Source organism: Thermodesulfobacteriota bacterium, from assembly GCA_040753795.1.
GTDB lineage: Bacteria > Desulfobacterota > Desulfobacteria > Desulfobacterales > Desulfosudaceae > JBFMDX01.
Genome location: JBFMDX010000005.1, coordinates 241,135 through 261,710 on the forward strand (window position 1 = coordinate 241,135; position 20,576 = coordinate 261,710).

Here is a 20,576-nt window from a genome sequence, read left to right on the forward strand (position 1 = left end):
TCTGAAAATTCTGCCAGGGCGATCTAAAAAACGGCCTTACGGCTTCCTTTCAATGGTCACATAATTGATTTTTCCATTGAACCTGGATGAAGCGCCATAATCCGCAACATGGGTGCCGTCATCGATGCCGACATCCGCCAGATCATCAACCGAGAAAAGCCCTGGCTGGGTTTTTTCAATCCTCTTTTCCGCCACCTTTTTCCCGTTGGCTGAAATGGTGCCAACGCCGCCTTTGCCCATTCCGCCGCCATCGTATTGAAAGTCGTAAACCAGTTTGTAATTTCCCGGTTCCAGTGCCTTTTCAGCCATGATCTGCGTTGATTCCATCCCCAGGTAATTGTAAGTGAAAGCCGGTTTTCCATTTTTCATATAGAAAGACAGGCCGCCAAACCGCCCGCCCTGGCATACGATTACACCATTTCCGTTGGCATCTACCGCTACTTCTGAAGTGATGGTGTAAGCCGTATTTCTCAGGTCGATGAAAATATCAACGCCCATTCCCTTCATGCCCTCGCCGTAGGTGATGGTGTTTCTGCCGCCCATAATCGTTGGCCTGCCCATCAATTCGGCATTGGTTCTTTCCAGCAGGCGATCATCAATAGGGAGTACATGGTATTTTTCAGCTTCCGCCATAAAGGAATCCTGCATGGACTTCAGTTTATCGGGATTTTTCGCGGCCACATTATTGGCCAGACTGAAATCCTCATTGGTATTGTATAATTCCCACTTGTCTTCCTGAAGGGGATGGAGGGGTTTCTGCATCCATGCCGGTCTGTGGATGGTCCGGGCGAACCAGCCGTTCTGGTAAACGCCTCGGTTGCCGAACATTTCAAAATATTGTATTTGATGTCGCTCAGCCGCGCCGGATTCATTGAATGTGTATGCCAGGCTGACTCCCTCAATCGGATCCTGCTCTATGCCATTGACCATTCTGGGCGCCGGTATTCTGGTGACTTCATAAACGGTTGGAGCGATATCAATGACATGGCCGAACTGCGAACGCAATTCTCCTTTGGCTTTGATGCCTGCCGGCCAGTGAATGATCATGCCGTTTCGGGTGCCACCAAAATCGGAAGCCACCTGCTTGGTATAGGAGAAAGGCGTGTCCAGGGCAACGGCCCATCCGGCAGCGAAATGCGGGTAGGTGCTTTCAGAGCCCCATTCGTCGTAATGTTTCAGCATATCCGGAACGGTTTCGGGCACCCCGCTGAAGTAGGTCATCTCACTGAACATGCCGTTCATCTGGCCTTCGGCGCTGGCGCCATTATCGCCGGCAATAAAAATGATGACCGTATTGTCCAGTTCACCCAGTTCTTCAATCGCTGAAATGAGTCTTCCCGCTTCATAATCGGTTTGTTCGGCAAATCCGGCATAAACTTCCATCTGGCGGGCAAACAATTTCTTTTCATCGGCCGAAAGTTTTTCCCAGTCTTTGATGGCTTCGGGTTTAGGGGCCAGTTTGGTGTCTGGGGGAACGATTCCCCGTTTTTTCTGTCGTTCCAGAGTCAGTTCACGCATTTTATCCCAGCCCTGATCGAATTTTCCTTTGTATTTTTCAATCCATTCTTTTGGAACATGATGCGGCGCATGGGTAGCACCCGGAGCATAATACATAAAGAATGGTTTGTCGGGTGTTAACGCCTGTTGGAAACGAACCCAAGAAATAGCCTGGTTGGTCATGTCGGTGGTGAAGTGATAGTTCGGGTCTTCGGGTGTTTCTACCAGCGTAACCCCATCATAAATAAGCGGCGCCCACTGATTGGTTTCACCGCCGATAAAACCATAAAATTTCTCAAAACCTGAACGTGTCGGCCAGCGGTCCTGGGGGCCTGAAACGGAGATTTCCCAGGGCGGGGTTTCATGATATTTCCCAAAGGCGGCGGTATTGTATCCATTCTGCCGAAGCACTTCAGCCATTGGGGTGATGGTTTGAGGCCTTACCCCGGTATTTCCCGGAAAGGTGGTCGCAGCTTCTGTAATAGCGCCCATATTGTTGCTGTGATGGTTATAACCGGTCAGCAAGGCCACCCGTGTGGGCGAAGAAAGGGCAGTTGTATGAAACCGATTAAATCTCAAACCGTTGTCGGCAAGCTTGTCCATGGTCGGCGTTTTGACAGGGCCGCCAAACGCTTCCGACACGCCAAAGCCCATATCATCAATTAAAATAACGACCACATTGGGCGCTCCGGCCGGGGCGGTTACTTCAAAACGCGCCGGCGGAGTGGCATTCCGGGCATCGAGCACATTGCTGCGCGGGAACCGGGGTTCCGGGATCGGCAGCGCTGTGCGATCCAAGTCCGTCTGGGCTCCGGCGGTTGCGGCGCAGGCCGCGCCCAGCGCAAGGCCGATCATGTTATGGATTTGTTTCCTTTTCATGTTAACATCTCCTTATTCGATATCGTTAGAGAATACAATGGTCAGGCCCGGCGCCGGCCCATACCGCCACATTCAACATTATCAATAATATCATTGAAATTCAAAGCTACATTGCCGGAAAAGATTCTCGACTCACCGCCGGCCATGGATTCCGTCTCTAAGGACGCTGAGGGAGCAAATGACAGCAATCCGGAATTCAGACCGCGGAAATCTCGCTCGGCAAATCGGCCCGGGAGATTCCTCTCAAGTCTAAAAAACATCGTGGGCCATTGAACCATACAGGCTGTACCCTTACTTCAGTCCTTATATTTCAGGCGCCTTGAGGCGGCAGCAGGTAAAGCGTCATGGCGAAAATCAGGTAGACCATTAACACCAGCACACCGTCAAACCATGCCGATCGGCCGCTATTGGTGACAAGCGATGCGGTCAGCGTGGCGATAAGAATCATTACCACCGCACCCGGCCAGAATTGCAGATCCATCGGTGCCGGTCCGATGAAATAACTCGCGAGCACCAGAACCGGTGCGACAAAAAGCGCTATTTGCGATGCGCTGCCCAGGGCAATGCCCACGCTCAGGTCCAGGCGGTTTTTACGCGCACCCGAAAACGCGGAGGCCATTTCAGCCGCACCGCCGACCAGCGCCACGATAATGAACCCCACAAAGGCACGGGTCATCCCGAAGGCCTCTGCCGCCTTCTGCACCGATTCGACAAAAATCTCGCTCACCAGCGCCACCAGCACCGTGACGCCGGCGAGCGTCAGCAGTGACAGACCGATGGGCCATGGCGTTTCATCGGCCTCTCCGGATTCCGCGCTGGCGAACAGCTCGCGATGGGTTTTAAGGGAGAACAGCATGCTCAGGCCATAGGTCGCGATGAGCAGCAGTGCCAGCCCCAGGCTCAGATCCTTTGTAAATTCATTGACACCCGCGGCATCGGCTTTGGCGACCGCGGAAGGGATCAGGAGGGCGACCGTGGCAAGGAAGAGCAGGCCCGCCTGCAGGCGGGCGCTGGTCCGGTTGTATTCCTGCACATGGTGTTTGAGCCCGCCGAGAAAAAACGATGCCCCCAGCATGAACAGCGTGTTGGCGACAATCGCACCGGCAATGGACGCCTTCACCAGCAGGTATTCCCCGGCGCTCAGGGCGGTGACCGCGATGACCAGCTCGGTCAGATTTCCCAGTGTGGCGTTGAGCAGGCCGCCCACCGCATCGCCGGTTTTGGCGGCCACGGACTCGGTGGCATGGCTCAACAAGGCGGCCAGCGGAACGATGGCCAGGACCGATAATCCGAACAGCAGCCGGTGTGCTTCGGGATAAAATTCCCGGGCCATTAAAACCACCGGTACAAAAGCAAGCAGCCAGAGCAACGGATTATGGCGTATTTCCTTGAACAGTTCGCGCATAGCGGTAATGTCTTTCCTGTTTATTGTCTATCGATCTGATGCTTCACCGCTGTACATGACGTGCCGGTATATCGGCATAACGACTTCATATGGACATTCAGCGCAGACTCGGCCCTGCAGGGGCGCGGCGCGCCGTGCCCCTGCGGTGTCAAGGTTATACGCCCTGCCACGCCGGCATCACATCCGCGCCGCGTACCGGGCCGAACCCAGCAGGGCGGCCTTGGGGTTTAAGATCACCCGGACGGGCATGGACTGCAGCAGGGGCTTCATCCGCCCCTTGGCCGTGAAGGCGTTCATGAACACCGGCTCTTTCAATCGGGCGATGATCCTGGGGGCGATGCCGCCGCCGATATAGACCCCGCCGGTGGCCATGACTTTCAGGGCCATGTTCCCGGCTTCGGCGCCGTAGATCGATACGAACATGTCCAGGGCCTGGACGCAGATGGGGCTCTTGCCGTCCAGGGCGTTGCGGCTGATCACGGCCGGCGGGTCTTCCCGCCGCACCTGCTCGGCCAGCCAGGCCGGCTCCTCGAGTTTGCCGGTGTCTCTCAGGAACTGATAAAGGTCGTACAGGCCCCTGCCGGACAAGACCCGTTCCACGCTGACCCGGCCATGTTTTTTCAGCAGGTAATTGAGCAGTTCCATCTCGATGTGATTGCGCGGGGCGAAATCACTGTGGCCGCCCTCGGTCCCCATGGGCCTGGATCCGGACTCGTCCCTGAAAATGACGGCCTCTCCCAGGCCGGTGCCGGCGGAGACGACCGCCCGGTTGCCCCGGGGGTCTTCGGTCCCCGGGTTGAGGACCTCGATATCGGCGTCCTCGAGTTCGCCGATCCCCCAGGCATTGGCTTCCAGGTCATTGATCAGGCCCACTTGGGGAAGACCGAGCTTGCGGGCGATCTGCCGGGCGTCGATCACCCAGGGGAGATTGACGGTTTCGCAGCGCCCGGAACAGACGGGTCCGGCCACGCCGAAGCAGGCCCTGGTGACGGCATGGGAAGAACCCGCCAGAAACCGGTCAAGGACGCTCTCCAGGCCGGTCTCTTCCCGGCTGGAGAACCGCTGCTCCGCGACAAACCGGAACCGGTCCCGGTCCATCTCCATGACCGCCAGACGGGTATTGGTCCCGCCGATGTCGCCGACCAGGATCATCTCTTTTCCCTCTCCGTTCATCCGGCATTCCTCCCGTAGATTTCCGTCATTTCCCGCAGCCTGTCCGCCGCAGCGGCCGTGACCTGTCCGGGCGCAAGCCGCCACTCCCAGTTGCCGCGGGCCACGGCGGGCGTGTTCATGCGGGCCCCGGCGCCGAGTCCCAGCACGTCCTGGACCGGCAGGATGACCGTGTCGGCCGCCGACATCATGGCCAGGCGGATAAAGGCCCAGTGGATTTCCTTCCCGGGCACTTTCCGGCCGGCATAGCGGAAAAACATTTTCCGGTCTCCGGCCGTGGCCTCTTCTTCGAACCACCCGCGAACCGTATTATTGTCATGGGTCCCGGTATAAGCAAAGCAATTCTTTTCATAGGCATGGGGGAGAAATGAAGGCTCCGCGTTCCTCCCGGTAAAGGCGAACTGCAGGATTTTCATCCCGGGAAGCCGGTACCGCGCCATGATTTTCCGCACATCCGGGGTGATGAAGCCCAGGTCCTCGGCGATCAGGGGAAGGCGCGAAAACTTTTCTTTGGCCGCGCGCAGGAGATCCCCGGCCGGGGCTTTGACCCATTTCCCGTTAACGGCGGTCTTTTCCCCGGCCGGGACCTCCCAGCAGGCGACCAGCCCCCGGAAATGGTCGATCCGAACCAGGTCAAACAGGCGGAAATGATGCCCCATCCGGTCGAGCCACCACCGGTAGCGGGTTTTTGAATGCGCCGCCCAGTCATAAACCGGGTTGTTCCACAGCTGGCCGGTCTGGCAGAAATAATCGGGCGGGACGCCGGACACTACCATCGGCCGGCCCTGCTCATCCAGCTTGAACAGGCCGGGGTTTGCCCAGGTATCGGCGCTGTCTGCGCCGACGTAAATGGGGATGTCTCCAATCAGGCGCACATCCTTTGTCCGGCAGTATGCCGCCAGCGCCTGCCACTGGCGGAAAAAAAGATACTGGCAGAATTTCTCCCTGCGGATGCGGGGGGAAATTTTCTTCCGGAGAGCCCTCATCTCCTTTGGATTTCTGTCCCTGATCGCTTCCGGCCACTGGTTCCAGGGTTTTCCCCGGAAATGATGTTTCAGGGTCACAAACAGCGCAAAATCCTCAAGCCATGGCGCCTGTTCGCCGCAAAACGCGTCAAACGCCCGGCGCCCCCTGCTTTGCCGGTTAAATTTTTTCCAGGCGTTTTCCAGCAGCCGGTTCCGGTAACGGACCGCCCCCGCGAAATCACATCGGCCCCGCGGAAACCGGGGCCGGGGCGTCATGTCCTTTGCGGCGAGAAAGCCTTCCTGCACCAGCAGTTCCGGGCTGATAAGGGAGGTGTTGCCGGCAAAAGCGGACGGGCTGCTGTAGGGGGAATTTCCATGGAGCGGGTCGACGGGGTTGAAGGGCAGGATCTGCCAGTATCGCTGCCCGGCTTTTGCCAGGAAATCCGCGAACCGGTATGCCTCCGGCCCCAGGTCACCGATGCCGCAGGCCGAGGGCAGCGACGTGATGTGAAGCAGCAGGCCGGATCCTCTCTGGTTCATTTTCGCCTCTCCGGGAAAAAGGTTCGTTCCGCAACCGGTTTTCATTATTATACCGGTTTATCCGGAAATTTCACGAGTTGATTTGGCCGCGGCAGACAACAAGATCGATCCAGCCCACGATATTCTTCGCCGTCTGCCTGGCGTTATCGTTTCCCTGCCCCCATGAAACAAATCCTTGCAATGGAACAGCTTCAATCGCGCTTTCTTAGAATTCTCGAGCGAACCAATAAATACGATCTGTTCGACAGATTATACAACGAGGGCCGAAAGGTGGATTATTCTCATCCGGAATTGCAGAAACGAAAATGGAAAAGACAGATACTGTCGCTTGTCATTTACATCGCAATATGTGAAATTTAAAAAATCACACGGGGGAAAATCGTTGAACCTTGCATCCGCGCAAACTAACCCTGTCTTTTAATTATGGAAATATTTGCCGGACGGAGAAAACCATGAATTATAGCCTGAAACTTATTTTATCCGGGGTGATACAATTTACTATTGCTGCCGTTTTTGCATCATTGATTATGGCATGCGCTGGCCGGCCCGTTCCGGTTGAAAAAACCATCCGCAGCGATTTCAGCGCGGTTGCTTCGCGCTATCGGCCGGGAGACGCCAAACCAGATCTGCCGGTTCTAAGCACCCGGTCCGGGATAGACGATTATCTGCGTTTCGCGATACTCAACAATCCTGCCGTCGAAGCGGCCTATTACGAATGGGCCGCGAGCGTGGAGCAGATCTCTGTGGCCCGTTCCCTTCCGGACCCGCGCCTGACCTTCCAGGCGGACATCGCCGATATGATTTCCTCTCTCATGGCGGGTCTGATGCTGGATCTGCCCGGCCCCGGGAAGCTGCGCGCGGCCGGCGAGGCGGCCGCCGCCGAAAGCCGGGTGCGTTACGCCGCATTTGAAGCGGAAGTTCTCCGCATTGCCTTTGCCGTCAAAAGCGCTTATTACCGGCTTGCCTTCCTGGAAGAAAACATCCACGTCCAGCGGGATACGCTCAAGCTGCTTGATGACCTGGAACAGCTGGCCCGGCAGCAGAATGCCGCCGGACGCGCCATGCTTCAGGATGTATTGCGGGCGCAGATCGAACAGGAACAGCTCAGAACCCGGATCGAGAATCTGGAAGATTCACGTGGCATGCTGCTGGCCGAATTCAAAGCCGCTCTCGGCCTGGGCCCCGGAGACAGCATTCCGCCCACGCCCTCGGTCTTCACCCTCTCCGGGGAGACACCTGACAGTGAAGGCATTCTGGAAACCGCCCTGCGGCAGAACCCGGCCATTCAACAGATGGCGGCGGACATAAAAAGGGCGCAAGCCATGCTTGATCTGGCGCGCAAGGCCGGCGTGCCGGATTTTTCGATCGGTTTAGAAGTTGATGTGAAGCCCGACCCGGTCATGTGGCGGCCGTCGGCTGGCATCAGCCTGCCTGTCTGGCGCGACCGGATCGCAGCGGAAATAGCGGCTGCCCAGGCAGGCAAGCGCGCCGCCGAGGCGCGCCTTGACGGTGAACAGGTGCGAATCGCGGCAGAGCTTGCCGCGATGCTTTACATGCATCGCGAGAGTGTCCGCAACGCAGATCTTTTGGAGAACCGCCTCATTCCCAAGGGGCGGCAGTCGCTTGAGGCGGCCCGCGCCGGATATGCAAGCGGCAGGTCTGCTTTTTTCGATGTGATCGAAAGCCACCGCCAACTGCTGATGTTCGATACCGCGCTCATCGAGGCCCGCACGCAACGGGAGCTGTCGCTGGCAAACCTCTCGCTTTTAATTGCCGGCACGCCACCGCCGGGCGACCCGTTGCAGCATTCCGAGGAGAATTCTGATCACCAAAATACGAAGGAGGATTCCCGATGAAACGTTTCATCGTTATTACGGCCGCCGTCGCGCTCCTGTTGATCGCCGCTTTTGCCGGTTTCTTCCTCGGCCGCGGGACTCACCGGCCCATGGCCGTTTCCACGGAGGGAAAAAGGATTGAAGCCTCGCCCCAGGTTTACACCTGTTCCATGCACCCACAGGTTCGCCTGAACAAACCCGGCAAATGCCCGATCTGTGAAATGCCCCTGATCCCTGCGGACAGCGCACCACCATCGGAAGGCGTCACACCCTCCCTGAGTCTGTCCAGTCACGCCCTTGCCATGGCTGCCGTGGATACGGTCCCCGTTGCCTATCATGAACTGACCCACAATCTGCGGGCCGTCGGCAAGGTTCAATACAACGAAGCCTCCCTCGCGACAGTCACTGCCCGCATAGATGGCTATGCCGAAAAATTGTTTGTCAATATCACGGGCGTGGATATCGAGGCCGGCGATCACCTGGTGGAGATCTACAGTCCGGAACTGCTTGTCGGTCAGCAGGAGTTGCTCATCGCCATGCAGAGCGGCGACGGATCTCTGGCGGAAACCGCCAGGCTCAAGCTGCGCCGCTGGGGACTCACCGGGGAGCAGATCAAACAGCTTGCCGACTCCCGCAAGGTTGCCGAACGGGCGACCCTTTATTCGCCCATCACGGGTACGGTCATCGAAAAAACGATCGTTGAAAACAGCGCCTTCAAGGCCGGCGATGCTCTCTACCGCATCGCCAACCTGGACACAGTCTGGGCCTATCTGGACATTTACGAATTTGACCTTGCCTGGATTCGTTACGGTCAGACGGTTGCACTTACCGCCGAGGCCTATCCGGGCCGGACGTTCACCGGCATGGTCACCTTCGTGGAGCCGGTGCTCAACGAGAATACCCGTACGGTCCGCGTCCCGGTCCATGTGGAAAACAAAAGACACGATCTCAAGCCCGGCATGTTCGTCAGCGCGGTCATCAGGGCGCCGCTGGACTCCGGCGGACGGGCCGCTCCAACGGGCGTGGAAGGAAAATTCACCTGCCCGATGCATCCGCAGGTTATTCAGGATGTCACCGGCTCATGCCCCATGTGCGGCATGGCCCTGGAACAGATACCCGGCGGGGAAATGCATGCGGCGCATGAAGGTCGCGCGGCCGAGCCGTCGCAAACGGAGGTCTATGCCTGCCCAATGAAATGTGAAGACGGGAAAACATATGATGCCCCCGGCAACTGTCCGGTCTGCCAGATGAAGCTTGAAAGAACAGCAGCACCCCCGAAATCGGACGATGCCCGAAAAAAAGGCCTGCTTGCCGTGCCCAATAGCGCCGTTCTGGACAGCGGTTCGCGGCGAATCGTTTATGTGGAAAAGGACCGCGGCGTCTTTGAGCCGCGCGAGGTTACGCTCGGCCCGCGCAGTGGTGACTTCTTCCCGGTATTAAAGGGGTTGACCGAGGGCGAGCGTGTGGCGGCGCGCGGCGGTTTTCTCATCGACAGCCAGTTCCAGGTAACTGGTCACCCCAGCCTGTTTTACCCCGGCGGCCTCCAGGCGGACATGGGGCACGCCCACGGCGCTCCGGAAAGCATTCCTGCCGCCGATACGCCAGCCGAACCGGCAACGGTTGAAACTCCGGCGGATTCATCCGCCGCCGGCCACAATCATTAACCGGGAGAGTGGATCATGGTGAATGCGCTTATCCGCTGGTGTTTGAAAAACACCTTTCTGATGCTGCTCCTGACCGCCGCGCTCTCCGGCGCGGGATACTGGGCAATCATGCATACGCCGGTGGACGCCCTCCCGGACATCGGCGAAAAACAGGTCATTGTTTACGCGGACTGGCCGGGACGCAGTCCGCAGGACGTGGACGACCAGGTGACCTACCCGCTCACGACCAGCCTGACGGGCACGCCGGGCGTGAAAGCCATCCGCTCCATGTCGGGTTTCGGCTTTGCCATGGTGTTCGTGATTTTCAAGGATGAGGTGGATTATTACTGGGCCCGCTCGCGGGTGCTCGAACGCATGAACGTGGCCCAGCAGCGGTTGCCCATGGGCGTCATGCCCGTCCTCGGCCCGGACGCCACGGCCCTGGGCCAGGTCTACTGGTACACCGTCGAGGGCGAAGGCTTCGATCTGGCCGAGCTGCGTTCGATTCAGGACTGGTACATCCGCTACCAGCTTCAGTCGGTGGACGGCGTGAGCGAGGTGGCGGGTATCGGCGGTTTCGTCAAGCAGTATCAGATCGATCTCCATCCGGACAAGATGCGGGCTCACCGGGTGACGCTCATGGAGGTGCTGGAAGCCGTACGCAAAAGCAATATCGACGTCGGGGCGAAGGTGGTGGAAAACGGCGGCTCGGAGTTCTTCATCCGGGGGGTGGGCTTTGTCAAAACCATTGAAGACCTGGAAAAAATCGTCATCCGCCAGCAAGGCGGCACGCCGGTCTTTGTACGAAACGTTGCCACGGTACAGATGGGGCCGGATTTCAGGCGCGGCGCCCTGGACAAGGCCGGCATGGAGGCCGTGGGCGGCGTGGTCCTCATGCGTTACGGTGAAAACCCGAGGGAAGTGGTTCGACGCGTGAAGGGAAAAATCGCGCAGCTTGAACCCGGCCTTCCGTCGAAAGCACTTGGCGGCGGACGTGTTTCCAAGGTCAGGGTCGTGCCGTTCTATGACCGCACCACCATCGTCGAGGAAACCCTTGTTACACTGAAGCAAGCGCTCCTGGAGGAAGCCGTTCTGGCAAGCCTGGTGGTTATCTTCTTCCTGCTGCATCTGCGAACCGCCGTGACGGTTCTGCCGACCCTGCCGCTTGCGCTGGCAAGCTCCTTTGTGCTGATGTATCTTTTCGGCGTGGACAGCAATATCATGTCCCTGGCCGGTCTGGCCATCGCCATCGGCGATATCTCCGACATGGGCATCATCATGTCGGAAAACATTTACCGCCACCTCGCCTCCGCCGGGGAGGAGGACAAAAAGACAAAAGGCTATTTCGGAATTGTTTACGAAGGGGCAAGCGAAGTCGGCGGCGCTATTTTAACGGCCGTCAGCAACACCATCGTTTCCTTTATTCCGGTGTTCTTCCTTACCGATCAGGAAGGCAAGCTCTTCAAGCCCCTGGCTTTCGCCAAGACCTTCGCCATCGGTTCTTCCGTCGTTCTGGCCGTCACGGTCGTCCCTTTCCTCTGTTATCTGCTGTTCCGGCCCCTGGAACAGCGCGCGAAAAGCATCTTTATCACGGCGGCGGTTTGCGGCATAATGGCGGCATTCGCATCCCATGCCGCGTTCATGTGGGGCGCCGCGGCCGCGCCCGGTCACGGCTGGCTGATGTCCGCCGCCATCGGAATCGGCATTTTCCTCTGCGTTCTCCGCATGGCACGCGAAAAGTTCGTGCCTCTTGAGAGAAACCGTGTTTCACGGATCATTGCCGGGATATATGCGCCGTCTCTGCGATGGATTCTCGGTCATAAAAAAACATTCATGGTTGCACCGCTGATCCTTCTCTTCTGCGGGTTTACGGTGTGGCTTGGCATTCACCAAACCCTTTACCCCCTGCAATGGGCGGTCAACCTGTTTGCCCGCGCCAAAGCTTCTCCGGCGCTCAGGCAACTGATGTACGCACCGGCCGATGTCGATGTCACGCGCCCCCTGCTGGAATTGGACCAGCTCCGCTGGCAACGGATTCAAGACAACAGGGGATTCGAACGAAGCCGTATGCTTTTCCGGCGGCAGGACCCGGTCGAACGCGAAGCGGAAACCCTGGCCGGCCTGACCGTCGTTCGGGAAAGCCGCATTCTGCCCGGCATCGGGCGCGAGTTCATGCCGCCCCTTGATGAAGGTTCTTTCCTTTATATGCCGTCACTCCTGCCGCAGGCCTCGCTTTCCCAGGCGGTGGAAGTCAACAGCAGGCAGGACATGGCCATTGCCGGCGTGCCTGAAGTCGAAAGCGTCGTTGGCAAAATCGGACGCGCCGATTCGGCCCTTGATCCCGCGCCCATCGGCATGATGGAAACCGTCGTCATTCTCAAGCCCGAGGATCAGTGGCGGACGGTTCCGGTCAATCGCTTTTTCGCGGGCTGGCCTGGATGGCTCAAGGCGCCGCTGGCATGGATCTGGCCTGAGGAACGCCGCATCCTGAAAAAGGAGATTCTCGCCGAGCTGCAGGAACGCACCGCCATTCCGGGCGTGCTGCCCACCTGGCTCCAGCCGATCCAGACGCGCCTGGTGATGCTGCAGACCGGTTTTCGCGCCATGATGGGCGTCAAAATCTACGGCAGCGACCTGCGCGAGATCGAACGCATCGGCCTTAAGATGGAACAGCTTCTTCGCGGGGTTCCCGGCGCGACGGACATCGTCGCCGACCGCATCGTGGGCAAGCCCTATCTCCAGATCGAGATCGACCGCGATCGCATCGCCCGCTACGGCGTTAACATCCGCGACGTGCAGGACGTTATCGAAACCGCCCTGGGCGGCGTAAATATCATGGATTCGGTGGAGGGCCGCGAGCGCTACCCGATCCGCGTCCGGTTGCTGCGCGATTTCCGGGAAGACCTGGCCGCCATCGAACGGATCAGTATCCCCTCCTCCACCGGCGCGCAGGTGCCGCTCGCCCAGCTTGCCGCCATCAAAACCGTTCTCGGCCCCCAGGAAATCAAGGGTGAACGCGGCCTGCTGGTCGGCTATGTGACGATGAACACCCGCGACCGCGATGAAGTCTCGGTTGTCCAGGATGCCGAGGCGCTGCTCCAGCAGGCGGTCCGGAATGGGCGGCTGGTCCTGCCCGCCGGTTACTACTGGGAATGGTCCGGCCAGTTCGAAAACCAGGTCAGGGCCACGGCCCGCATGAAAATTCTTGTCCCCATCACCCTCGGCATCATGTTCGTGATGCTCTATCTGGGGTTTGCCCGATGGTGGGTCGCGCCGGTAATTTTCTTCGGCGTGCTGGTGTCCGCTTCCGGTGGTTTTATCATGCTCGCAATCTGGGGCGCCAATCTTTCCGTGGCTGTCTGGGTCGGATTCCTGGTACTTTTCGGCGTGGTGGACGACGACGGTGTGATCATGGCCACTTATCTGGAAGGAATATTTAAGGATCTTTCCCCGGCTTCCGTGGAGGATATCCGCGAAGCCGTTGTCGATGCGGGCCTGAAGCGCATTCGTCCCTGCCTGATGACCATTGCCACCACGGTCATCGGCCTGATGCCGATTTTCTGGGCCACCGGCCGCGGGTCGGATGTCATGCAGCCGATGGCCATTCCATCGGTCGGCGGCATGACGGTTTCGCTGATCACGCTTTTTATCGTGCCCTGCCTGTTCTCTGCCGTCGAAGAATGGAAATGGCGGTGGAAACATTGATGTCAAAATTATAGGCACCCCATTAACGGCGATTTTTAACCGGAATAACGCTGGAATCCAAAGACGGCCGTGAACACTTTGCGGTCATGACCATAAAGCGCTGATAGCGGCGTGGCGAAGATCACTCCCGCACCAGCACCAGCTGCAGGTCGCCCAGGGCGCGGTTGGCAAAGCCGGCTTCACACACGGCCAGGTAGTAAAACCACTTGCGGATAAAAACGGTGTCAAAACCCAATGCCCGGACATGGGCCTCGTTATCCATAAACCGCCGACGCCAGTGATTGAGGGTGATGGCGTAATGGGGGCCGATGTTTTCCAGGTAATCGATGGTAAACCCGGTTTTCCGGGTCAGGATGCTGCTGATCAGGGTCAGGGAGGGCAGGTGTCCCCCCGGGAAAATATGCTTCTGAATCCAGTCCCGCTGGCGGCGATACTCTCGATAACGCTGGTCCGGAATGGTGATGGTCTGGATGACCGCCCGGCCGCCTTTTTTCAGCAGCCGGTCACAGGCCTGAAAAAAGCCGGCCATATACTTTTCACCCACGGCTTCCAGCATTTCAATGGAAACGATCCGGTCAAAAGCCCCCTCCAGATGACGGAAGTCTTTCAGCTGAATGTCGATCCGATCCTGAAGCCCGGCCTGCCGCACACGCTCGACGGCCAGATCGTGCTGGGCCTGCGAGATGGTGATACCGGTTACCCGGCAGCCGGTCTGCCGAACGGCTTCAATGGCAAACCCGCCCCAGCCGCAGCCGATTTCCAGCACATGATCGTCCGGGCCGATGCGGGCTTTTTCGATGATACGGTTTAATTTGTGTTGCTGGGCGGTTTCAAGACTGTCCCCCGGCGACTGAAACAGGGCGCAGGAATAGGTCATGCTGTCATCCAGGAACAGGGCGTAAAAATCGTTGCCCAGGTCATAATGCTGGTAAATGTTTTCGCGGCTGCCGGGGATGGAGTTTTTTCGGGCGATATGGGCCAACCGCTCTTTTATCAACAACGGCAGAGCGGTCAGCCAGTTGCCGTCACTGATGGCCGAGCGGTTTTTGATCAGGACCGTAAACAGGCCCGCCAGGTCGGGGCTGTCCCAGTTCCCGTCCACGTAAGCCTCGCCAAATCCGATATCACCCTGAAAAACCAGCCGGGGGAAAAAATGATAATCCCGGACGTCAATGACGCCTTTCGGCCCCGAGCCTTCCGTTCCGAGTATCCGTCGGCGTCTGTCGGGCAGTATCATCTGCAGTTGGCCCTGATTGATCTTTCTCAGCACCGACATAACGATCCGCTGACAGAGGGTTTGCAGCAGAAAGGGTTTGGTGCTGGGAATCGTCATGATGCTCTTCGGCGCGGGCTTCGGGTGGTAGGCGAGCTTTCTCTGAAAGGACAGGCGGAAGGCCTGCCAGTAAATCCGGGGAATGCTCAGGTGCGGTACCACCGGGTGGGCCAGCAGGGTTCGGGCGTGGGATCCGGGCGTCAGGGCAACGGCTTTGCCCACCAGTTTAGCTTCGAACACCAGTTCACCGTCCCGGATCAGCTCGATCTTTATGTCCAGCCCGGTTTCAAGGGACGAGAAGAAAAAATGGTATGTTCCTTCCAGGTTGTTAAAGGGCGATACATGAAACGCTTTTGCGGTTTCATAGCTGAGGGCATACCCACCGGTGTCGTTGCGCTGACTGGTGAGCACGTATAAATGACGTTCGCCGAAAGTGTTGTTTACTTCGGCCACGACCGCCACCGTCTCGCCGCCGGTGCCGTAGCAGTAATAGAAATTGACCGGATTGAAGACATAGTTGAAATACCGCGCCGAGGTGATCAGCATGATCCGCTCGACAGGCCGGTCAACCCCCTCTTTTTCCAGCAGGGCCAGCAGTTTTTCCCTGATGGATTCGTCGCCGGGACAGCCGTAATCCCGGTCATAAATGGCAGACGGCCGGAAACGGTTGTAACCGAACAGGGGCAGGCGCCGGTCCAGGGCCGGCAGTTCATCCAGATCCAGGCCATAAACATAAAGCGGGTACCGCAGGCGGTGATGCCGGGGCGCATGACGGGTATGCTCGATATATCCGGTATAAATTTTTGAGTTCATAAGGTCACATCAAAATACCGGCCCACGTTCAGGGCGGACCTGGCACCGTCTTCGTGAAAACCGTATCCGAAATAGCTGCCGCAGAAAAAAGTGTGACAGCGGTCGTTTAAAGTATCCAGTTCGGCCTGGGTGGCAAAGGCGGCCTCATCATAAATGGGGTGAGTATAGTCGATGGTCGTGATGACACACTGCCCGGGAATCGGCCGGACCGGGTTGAGCGTCACGAAATAGTCGGTGTTTGTTTTCAGCTTCTGCAGCCGGTTCATGTGATAGGTAACGGTGATGGGGCGGTCGCCCGCTTCTTCAGCCGCGCGCAGATAATTCCAGGAGGCCCAGGCAACCCGGTTGGGCGGCATCAGGGAGGCGTCCGTATGCAGCACGGTATAATTCCGTGAATACCGCCAGGCGGACAGCAGCCGGTTTTCATCCGGCGTGGGATCGGACAGAAGGGCCAGCGCTTCATCGGCATGGGTGGCCAAGACCACCTTTTCAAAATCAAGTTTCTCGCCGTCGCTCATGGTGAGGGTCACGCCTTCCTCGTTCCGCCTGATCTGCCCGACGGGGCGGCGGTTCATCACCTGACCGGTGAAGCTTTTCAGAAAAGCGTTGACATAGTTGTGACTGCCGCCACCCACGAAATACCAGGCGGGATGATTGCGGACCGTCAGCAGCCCGTGATTTTCATAAAACTGGGCGAAGGCCCGGACCGGAAACCCCAGGATCCGGGCGTCCGAGGCCGACCAGATGGCGGCCGCCATGGGAACGACGAACCAGTTCATGACATTGTCGGAAAAACCGTTCTGCTTTAAATAGGCCGCCAGCGTTATATCCGGCAGGCGGCCGGACAGGTAATCAGCGCGAATGGTTTCTAAAAAACGGACCATGCCCCGGACAAACAGCCAGTAGCCCGGCCGCAGCAGATTGCCGCGCCGCGCGAACAGGGTGTTGAGGTTGCGGCTGGCAAAGACCTGACCGGTGCGCTGACAGCAGTAGCTGAAAGACATATCGGTCTTGTGGAAGGAAACACCCAGGCGGGTTAAAAAACGGATAAACACCGGGTATGTTTTTTCGTTGAACACTATAAAACCGGTGTCAACCGGCAGCCCCCGGTCCGGGCCCGATGGGATGACAATCGTATTGGTGTGTCCGCCGGTGTACGCGTTTTTTTCAAAAAGAACGACCTGATGGTTCTGCTGCAGCAGATACGCCGTCAGGATTCCGGAAATCCCCCCTCCTACCACAGCAATCTTCATGGCGGCCTCCATTGTTTCGACAGGTTTACGATCGAACGTACAATGACAGCGTCTATGTTCTTATAAATGAAGGGCTCCGGTCAACCGACATCTTTTATCCGGGCCGGACTCTATTACTGATTACATCTTTGCCAGGGCAAAACCGGTAGCGGTCACGCAGGTACTGAGCACCGCGCCCCAGACCATGTCAATCAGGGTGATGGTCAGGGGCCACTGCTTTATGGTGGCCAGGTTGGTCAGGTCATAGGTGGCGTAGCAGATCACGCCGAACAGGCAGCCTGAAACAAGGGTTTTTGCCAGCGCCCTGGTTTCGATGCCCGGCAGCACGGCAAAAAAGAAGAGGCCGAACACGAAAATCAGGTAAAACACGATGGCCGCCCCCCAGTTGACTTTGGGGGCCATCAGGTATCCCAGATGCTTCTGATACATGCTTCTGGCAACAACGCCCAGCCAGGTCAGGTCGATCACCAGAAAGCTTGCCAGCATGCCGCCGTATACCATCAAAAGTTTTCCTGCCGACATGATTGTCTCCTTTTTAGTCTTTTGGATACCAGGGAATAAACGAACTGGTTCTTCGAACGTATTCCTGATACTCGGGGTTGTCCTTGAAAATGGTCTGTTCCATCAGGGTCACGCCGGTCAGCCGCAGCAGGGTAAAGGTGATCAGGGCCGGGCTGATGATGGTCCAGGCGCCCCAGGGCACGGACAGCACCACCACAAACAGGCCCCACCAGATCAGGGACTCGCCGAAGTAGTTGGGGTGCCGGCTGTATTTCCATAAATACCGGTTCATGATCCTGCCCCGGTTGGCCGGGTCAGCCAGGAACCTGGCCAGCTGCCAGTCCGCGGCCGATTCGATGAGAATGCCGGCGGTCCATATGGCGGCGCCCAGGCCGTCCGCCCAGGTCAGCGCGGCCGGAGTGGCGGCCACCTGGCCGTATTGAACACCCAGGGCGATGGTCCATTGAAACAGGGCCTGCACCAGGAACACCTTGTACAGGCTCACCCACCAGAAGCTGTTCCCGTGCTGAGCCCGCCACGCCGCATACCGCGGATCCTCGCCCTTGCCCCGGTTGCGAAGCGACAGGTGAATAAACAGCCGCAGGCCCCAGATGGTGACCATGGCCGCGATCATGGCCTTGCGAAACAGGACGCCGTCCGCGCGGAAAAAAGTCAGCCAGGCGATCAGCACAAAGCCCAGCCCCCACAGCGAGTCGGCAATGGTGACATTTTTTTTTGCCAGGCTGAAAACCCACCCGGCCCCCATCAGGCCCACGGCGGCAGCCAAGTTGACCAGAAAAATATCGACAAAGACATCCATCATCGCACCTCCTCGTGTTTAGGCTGAAGCCTTCCCGGCTGAAGCCAGCGGATCGACAAAGGGCTCTCCGGCCAATCGGCGCTGGATCTGCCGGTGAATCTGCTGATGCACCTCCCGTGTCAGCGGATAGCGCCAGGCAACGGCCATGGCGACAAGATTGCACAGGCAGGGGACCAGGGTGTAGAGAACGCGAAGGGTGGTCACCACGGCCTGGGATTGGTTTATGCTGGGATCATACCCGGAAACGCCCAAAAGTGCCAGTCCCGCCCCTACCCCCACGGCCGCGGCCAGCTTTTTTGCCACCGACCAGAACCCGATATAGACCCCTTCCCGGCGAAGGCCGGTCTGGATCTGGTCGTAATCAATGACATCGGCCTGCATGGCCGAAGGAATGGCCAGGCTGGCGCCGAACCCCATGCCGGAAATCGCCACCAGGACGCCGTAGGCCCACTCGTCCCCCGGCCCCAGAAAAAAAACACCGAAAAAGGCGCCGGTGTTGACCGCCATGGCGGCCAGCCACATGTTCTTTTTTTCAAACCGTCTGGCCCCGGCCACCCACACCGGCAGCAGCAGGATGCCGGTGACAAAATAAATAAGCAGAAAAAGATCGGCCTTAGACGAGTGCAGCACATACTCCACGTAATAAAGGATCAGGGTGGCCGGCAGGTTGCTGCCGATGGCGCTGATGGTATAACTGATCAGCAGAATACGAAACGGCCTATTTTGCAGGCTGGATGCCAGGCCGGAAAAAAAAGGGGCGGCGTCGTCGGGACGCGATGCCGTGCGTTCCCGGAAAGAAAAGACGCACCAGGCGGCACTGGCAAGAATCAGGGGGCCGTAGAGCAGGGAAAGCACATAAAACACTTCGCGGGACCCTTCGGCGGTTTCCCCGATATGCCACAGGGCCTTTACAATGGCGGGGGAGGCGGCCGCGACCAGGGTGCCGGCAATCAGCGCGCCGTCCCGCATGCCGAACAGGGCGGTCCTTTCATTATAGTCATAGGTCAGTTCCGGTCCCAGGGATTCGTACGGGACAATGATAACGGTCCAGAACAGAAACAGGGCCGCCACCATCACGGCAAACCAGGCGGTTGCCGCCGCGGTCCCCAGGCCGGACGGCGGGTTGAAAAGCAGGGCCATGGCGGCAATCAGGGGCCGGCGCCGGCCAAAGGGGGTTTTCAGCCGGTCGGAAATATATCCCATGACCGGATCGGTAACGGCGTCAAACAACCGGACCAGCAGCAGAATCAGGCCCAGAGCGCCGATGGGAACTCCCACCACGTCGGTATAAAATTTGGGAAGATAGACATAGACAGGGATTCCTACCACGGCCAGGGAAAAGGCCGGCGCCGAATAAGCCAGTTTCCGGGTAACGGTGAGATGTCTCACGGTGCCAGCCCTTTCAGCAGATCGTTGCGAAATCCCTTGTCAATGGGGTTTGCCCCGATCCAGATGGAAAAAAACGCGTGCGAAAAGTCGGCGCCGGGGACCGTTCCCAATGCCTGCCCGTTGAACGCCAGTTCCGTGCCGGATTCGGGAATATAGGTGGCTGTATAACGGTCGCCGGGAGCAACATCCCGGTAAAGAGCGTTCATCCGGTCGACAAAAGGGGCGAGCCGCGCAAACTGCTCCGGCGTCACGTTTTTTTCAATCATGGTGGTCGTGGCCGTTGCAAAATCTTCGGCCGGAATGGCGTGGAAATAATGCAGCTCAAGCCGCCGCGTCACGTTCTCCAGCGCGCTGGCTGGGGGCAGGCCCTCTTCCAGGTAAAAAGCACCGGCATAGGCTTTGATCACCGCAAGGTAACGCAGCAGACCAACGCCTCTCAGAGTCAGACGCTTTTGGCTGACGTAAACCTCTTTTTCAAAATCAGCGCCGTTGACCTGGGCGCCGTAAAGACCGGTGGCAGCGGAAAGAATTATCGCCCAGGTAACTGCCGCCTGATAAAAAATCCGAACCCGTCGTAGCATGGTGTTTATTCTCTCCCAGTTGAGACAAAAATTTATCCGTTAAATACGAGTCACTCCCGTTACGCTGCCCTCTTCCGGCCAGTTAATGGAAAACAGCTTTAACACTTAGAAAAGTTTTTGTTCATCCCCCTGATGGGCAAGTCAAATCATTGTTTATTGGCATACATTGTAAATTGGAAAAAGTAACATGCATGCCATTTACAGCGCATTGGAATTCGGCCTTCCCCGGCTCCCCCCCTGTTGCAAAACGGTTATCCGTGAATAAGTTAACAATTTTAATATGTAAAAAGAAAAGAGGAAAGCCAAA

At 58.0% G+C, this 20,576-nt stretch carries 13 protein-coding genes; 3 read left to right on the forward strand and 10 right to left on the reverse strand.

The features are described from left to right. Positions 1-36: 36 nt before the first annotated feature. From AB1724_08860 to malQ, 4 genes are all read right to left on the reverse strand, one after another. Positions 37-2,352, reverse strand: coding sequence for an arylsulfatase (locus AB1724_08860; protein ID MEW6077908.1), 2,316 nt, complete (start codon positions 2,350-2,352; stop codon positions 37-39). A 334-nt stretch (positions 2,353-2,686) separates the two neighbouring features. Further along, entirely contained in the window at positions 2,687-3,781 is a 1,095-nt protein-coding gene (gene cax, locus AB1724_08865; protein MEW6077909.1) for a calcium/proton exchanger, read from the reverse strand. A gap of 177 nt (positions 3,782-3,958) precedes the next feature. After that, the gene (gene glk, locus AB1724_08870; protein ID MEW6077910.1) at positions 3,959-4,954 is read right to left on the reverse strand and encodes a glucokinase; all 996 of its coding nucleotides are present in this window, start codon (positions 4,952-4,954) and stop codon (positions 3,959-3,961) included. Then, positions 4,951-6,456, reverse strand: coding sequence for a 4-alpha-glucanotransferase (gene malQ / locus AB1724_08875; GenBank protein ID MEW6077911.1), 1,506 nt, complete (start codon positions 6,454-6,456; stop codon positions 4,951-4,953). Before malQ ends, glk begins: the two co-directional genes overlap by 4 nt. A gap of 452 nt (positions 6,457-6,908) precedes the next feature. On the opposite strand from malQ, the gene AB1724_08880 reads away from it, so the two are divergent. Genes AB1724_08880 through AB1724_08890 form a run of 3 tightly spaced genes read left to right on the forward strand, consistent with a single transcriptional unit; the run spans position 6,909 to position 13,639 of the window. Then, a complete protein-coding gene (locus AB1724_08880; protein ID MEW6077912.1) occupies positions 6,909-8,312 on the forward strand; it encodes a TolC family protein in 1,404 nt (467 codons plus the stop codon). Continuing rightward, the gene (locus AB1724_08885) at positions 8,309-9,955 is read left to right on the forward strand and encodes an efflux RND transporter periplasmic adaptor subunit (GenBank protein ID MEW6077913.1); all 1,647 of its coding nucleotides are present in this window, start codon (positions 8,309-8,311) and stop codon (positions 9,953-9,955) included. Before AB1724_08880 ends, AB1724_08885 begins: the two co-directional genes overlap by 4 nt. Before the next feature lie 15 nt (positions 9,956-9,970). Beyond that, a complete protein-coding gene (locus AB1724_08890; protein ID MEW6077914.1) occupies positions 9,971-13,639 on the forward strand; it encodes an efflux RND transporter permease subunit in 3,669 nt (1,222 codons plus the stop codon). Between the two features lie 121 nt (positions 13,640-13,760). Here the strand turns inward: AB1724_08890 and AB1724_08895 are convergent, their stop codons facing one another. The 6 genes from AB1724_08895 to AB1724_08920 all read right to left on the reverse strand — a co-directional run bounded on the left by AB1724_08895 (position 13,761) and on the right by AB1724_08920 (position 20,269). Continuing rightward, positions 13,761-15,725 carry a DUF1365 family protein gene (locus tag AB1724_08895; protein ID MEW6077915.1) on the reverse strand — a complete coding sequence of 655 codons (1,965 nt, stop codon included), beginning with the start codon at positions 15,723-15,725 and terminating at the stop codon, positions 13,761-13,763. Then, positions 15,722-16,978 carry an FAD-dependent oxidoreductase gene (locus tag AB1724_08900; GenBank protein MEW6077916.1) on the reverse strand — a complete coding sequence of 419 codons (1,257 nt, stop codon included), beginning with the start codon at positions 16,976-16,978 and terminating at the stop codon, positions 15,722-15,724. The genes AB1724_08895 and AB1724_08900 overlap by 4 nt, the downstream gene beginning before the upstream one ends. Positions 16,979-17,098: 120 nt before the next feature. Continuing rightward, positions 17,099-17,500: a DUF2177 family protein gene (locus AB1724_08905; protein MEW6077917.1), complete on the reverse strand. Its 402-nt coding sequence runs from the start codon at positions 17,498-17,500 to the stop codon at positions 17,099-17,101. Between the two features lie 13 nt (positions 17,501-17,513). Continuing rightward, a complete protein-coding gene (locus AB1724_08910; GenBank protein ID MEW6077918.1) occupies positions 17,514-18,302 on the reverse strand; it encodes a DUF1295 domain-containing protein in 789 nt (262 codons plus the stop codon). A 15-nt stretch (positions 18,303-18,317) separates the two neighbouring features. Next, positions 18,318-19,688, reverse strand: coding sequence for an MFS transporter (locus AB1724_08915; GenBank protein MEW6077919.1), 1,371 nt, complete (start codon positions 19,686-19,688; stop codon positions 18,318-18,320). Next, positions 19,685-20,269, reverse strand: a complete 585-nt coding sequence (locus tag AB1724_08920) for a chalcone isomerase family protein (GenBank protein ID MEW6077920.1) — start codon at positions 20,267-20,269, stop codon at positions 19,685-19,687. The genes AB1724_08915 and AB1724_08920 overlap by 4 nt, the downstream gene beginning before the upstream one ends. Positions 20,270-20,576 lie beyond the last annotated feature (307 nt).

Bases quoted from the DNA above. Each gene is read 5' to 3' on its own strand.
- AB1724_08860 (MEW6077908.1), bottom strand. From the start codon at position 2,352: ATGATCGGCCTTGCGCTGGGCGCGGCCTGCGCCGCAACCGCCGGAGCC.
- cax (MEW6077909.1), bottom strand. From the start codon at position 3,781: ATGCGCGAACTGTTCAAGGAAATACGCCATAATCCGTTGCTCTGGCTG.
- glk (MEW6077910.1), bottom strand. From the start codon at position 4,954: ATGAACGGAGAGGGAAAAGAGATGATCCTGGTCGGCGACATCGGCGGG.
- malQ (MEW6077911.1), bottom strand. From the start codon at position 6,456: ATGAACCAGAGAGGATCCGGCCTGCTGCTTCACATCACGTCGCTGCCC.
- AB1724_08880 (MEW6077912.1), top strand. From the start codon at position 6,909: ATGAATTATAGCCTGAAACTTATTTTATCCGGGGTGATACAATTTACT.
- AB1724_08885 (MEW6077913.1), top strand. From the start codon at position 8,309: ATGAAACGTTTCATCGTTATTACGGCCGCCGTCGCGCTCCTGTTGATC.
- AB1724_08890 (MEW6077914.1), top strand. From the start codon at position 9,971: ATGGTGAATGCGCTTATCCGCTGGTGTTTGAAAAACACCTTTCTGATG.
- AB1724_08895 (MEW6077915.1), bottom strand. From the start codon at position 15,725: ATGAACTCAAAAATTTATACCGGATATATCGAGCATACCCGTCATGCG.
- AB1724_08900 (MEW6077916.1), bottom strand. From the start codon at position 16,978: ATGAAGATTGCTGTGGTAGGAGGGGGGATTTCCGGAATCCTGACGGCG.
- AB1724_08905 (MEW6077917.1), bottom strand. From the start codon at position 17,500: ATGTCGGCAGGAAAACTTTTGATGGTATACGGCGGCATGCTGGCAAGC.
- AB1724_08910 (MEW6077918.1), bottom strand. From the start codon at position 18,302: ATGATGGATGTCTTTGTCGATATTTTTCTGGTCAACTTGGCTGCCGCC.
- AB1724_08920 (MEW6077920.1), bottom strand. From the start codon at position 20,269: ATGCTACGACGGGTTCGGATTTTTTATCAGGCGGCAGTTACCTGGGCG.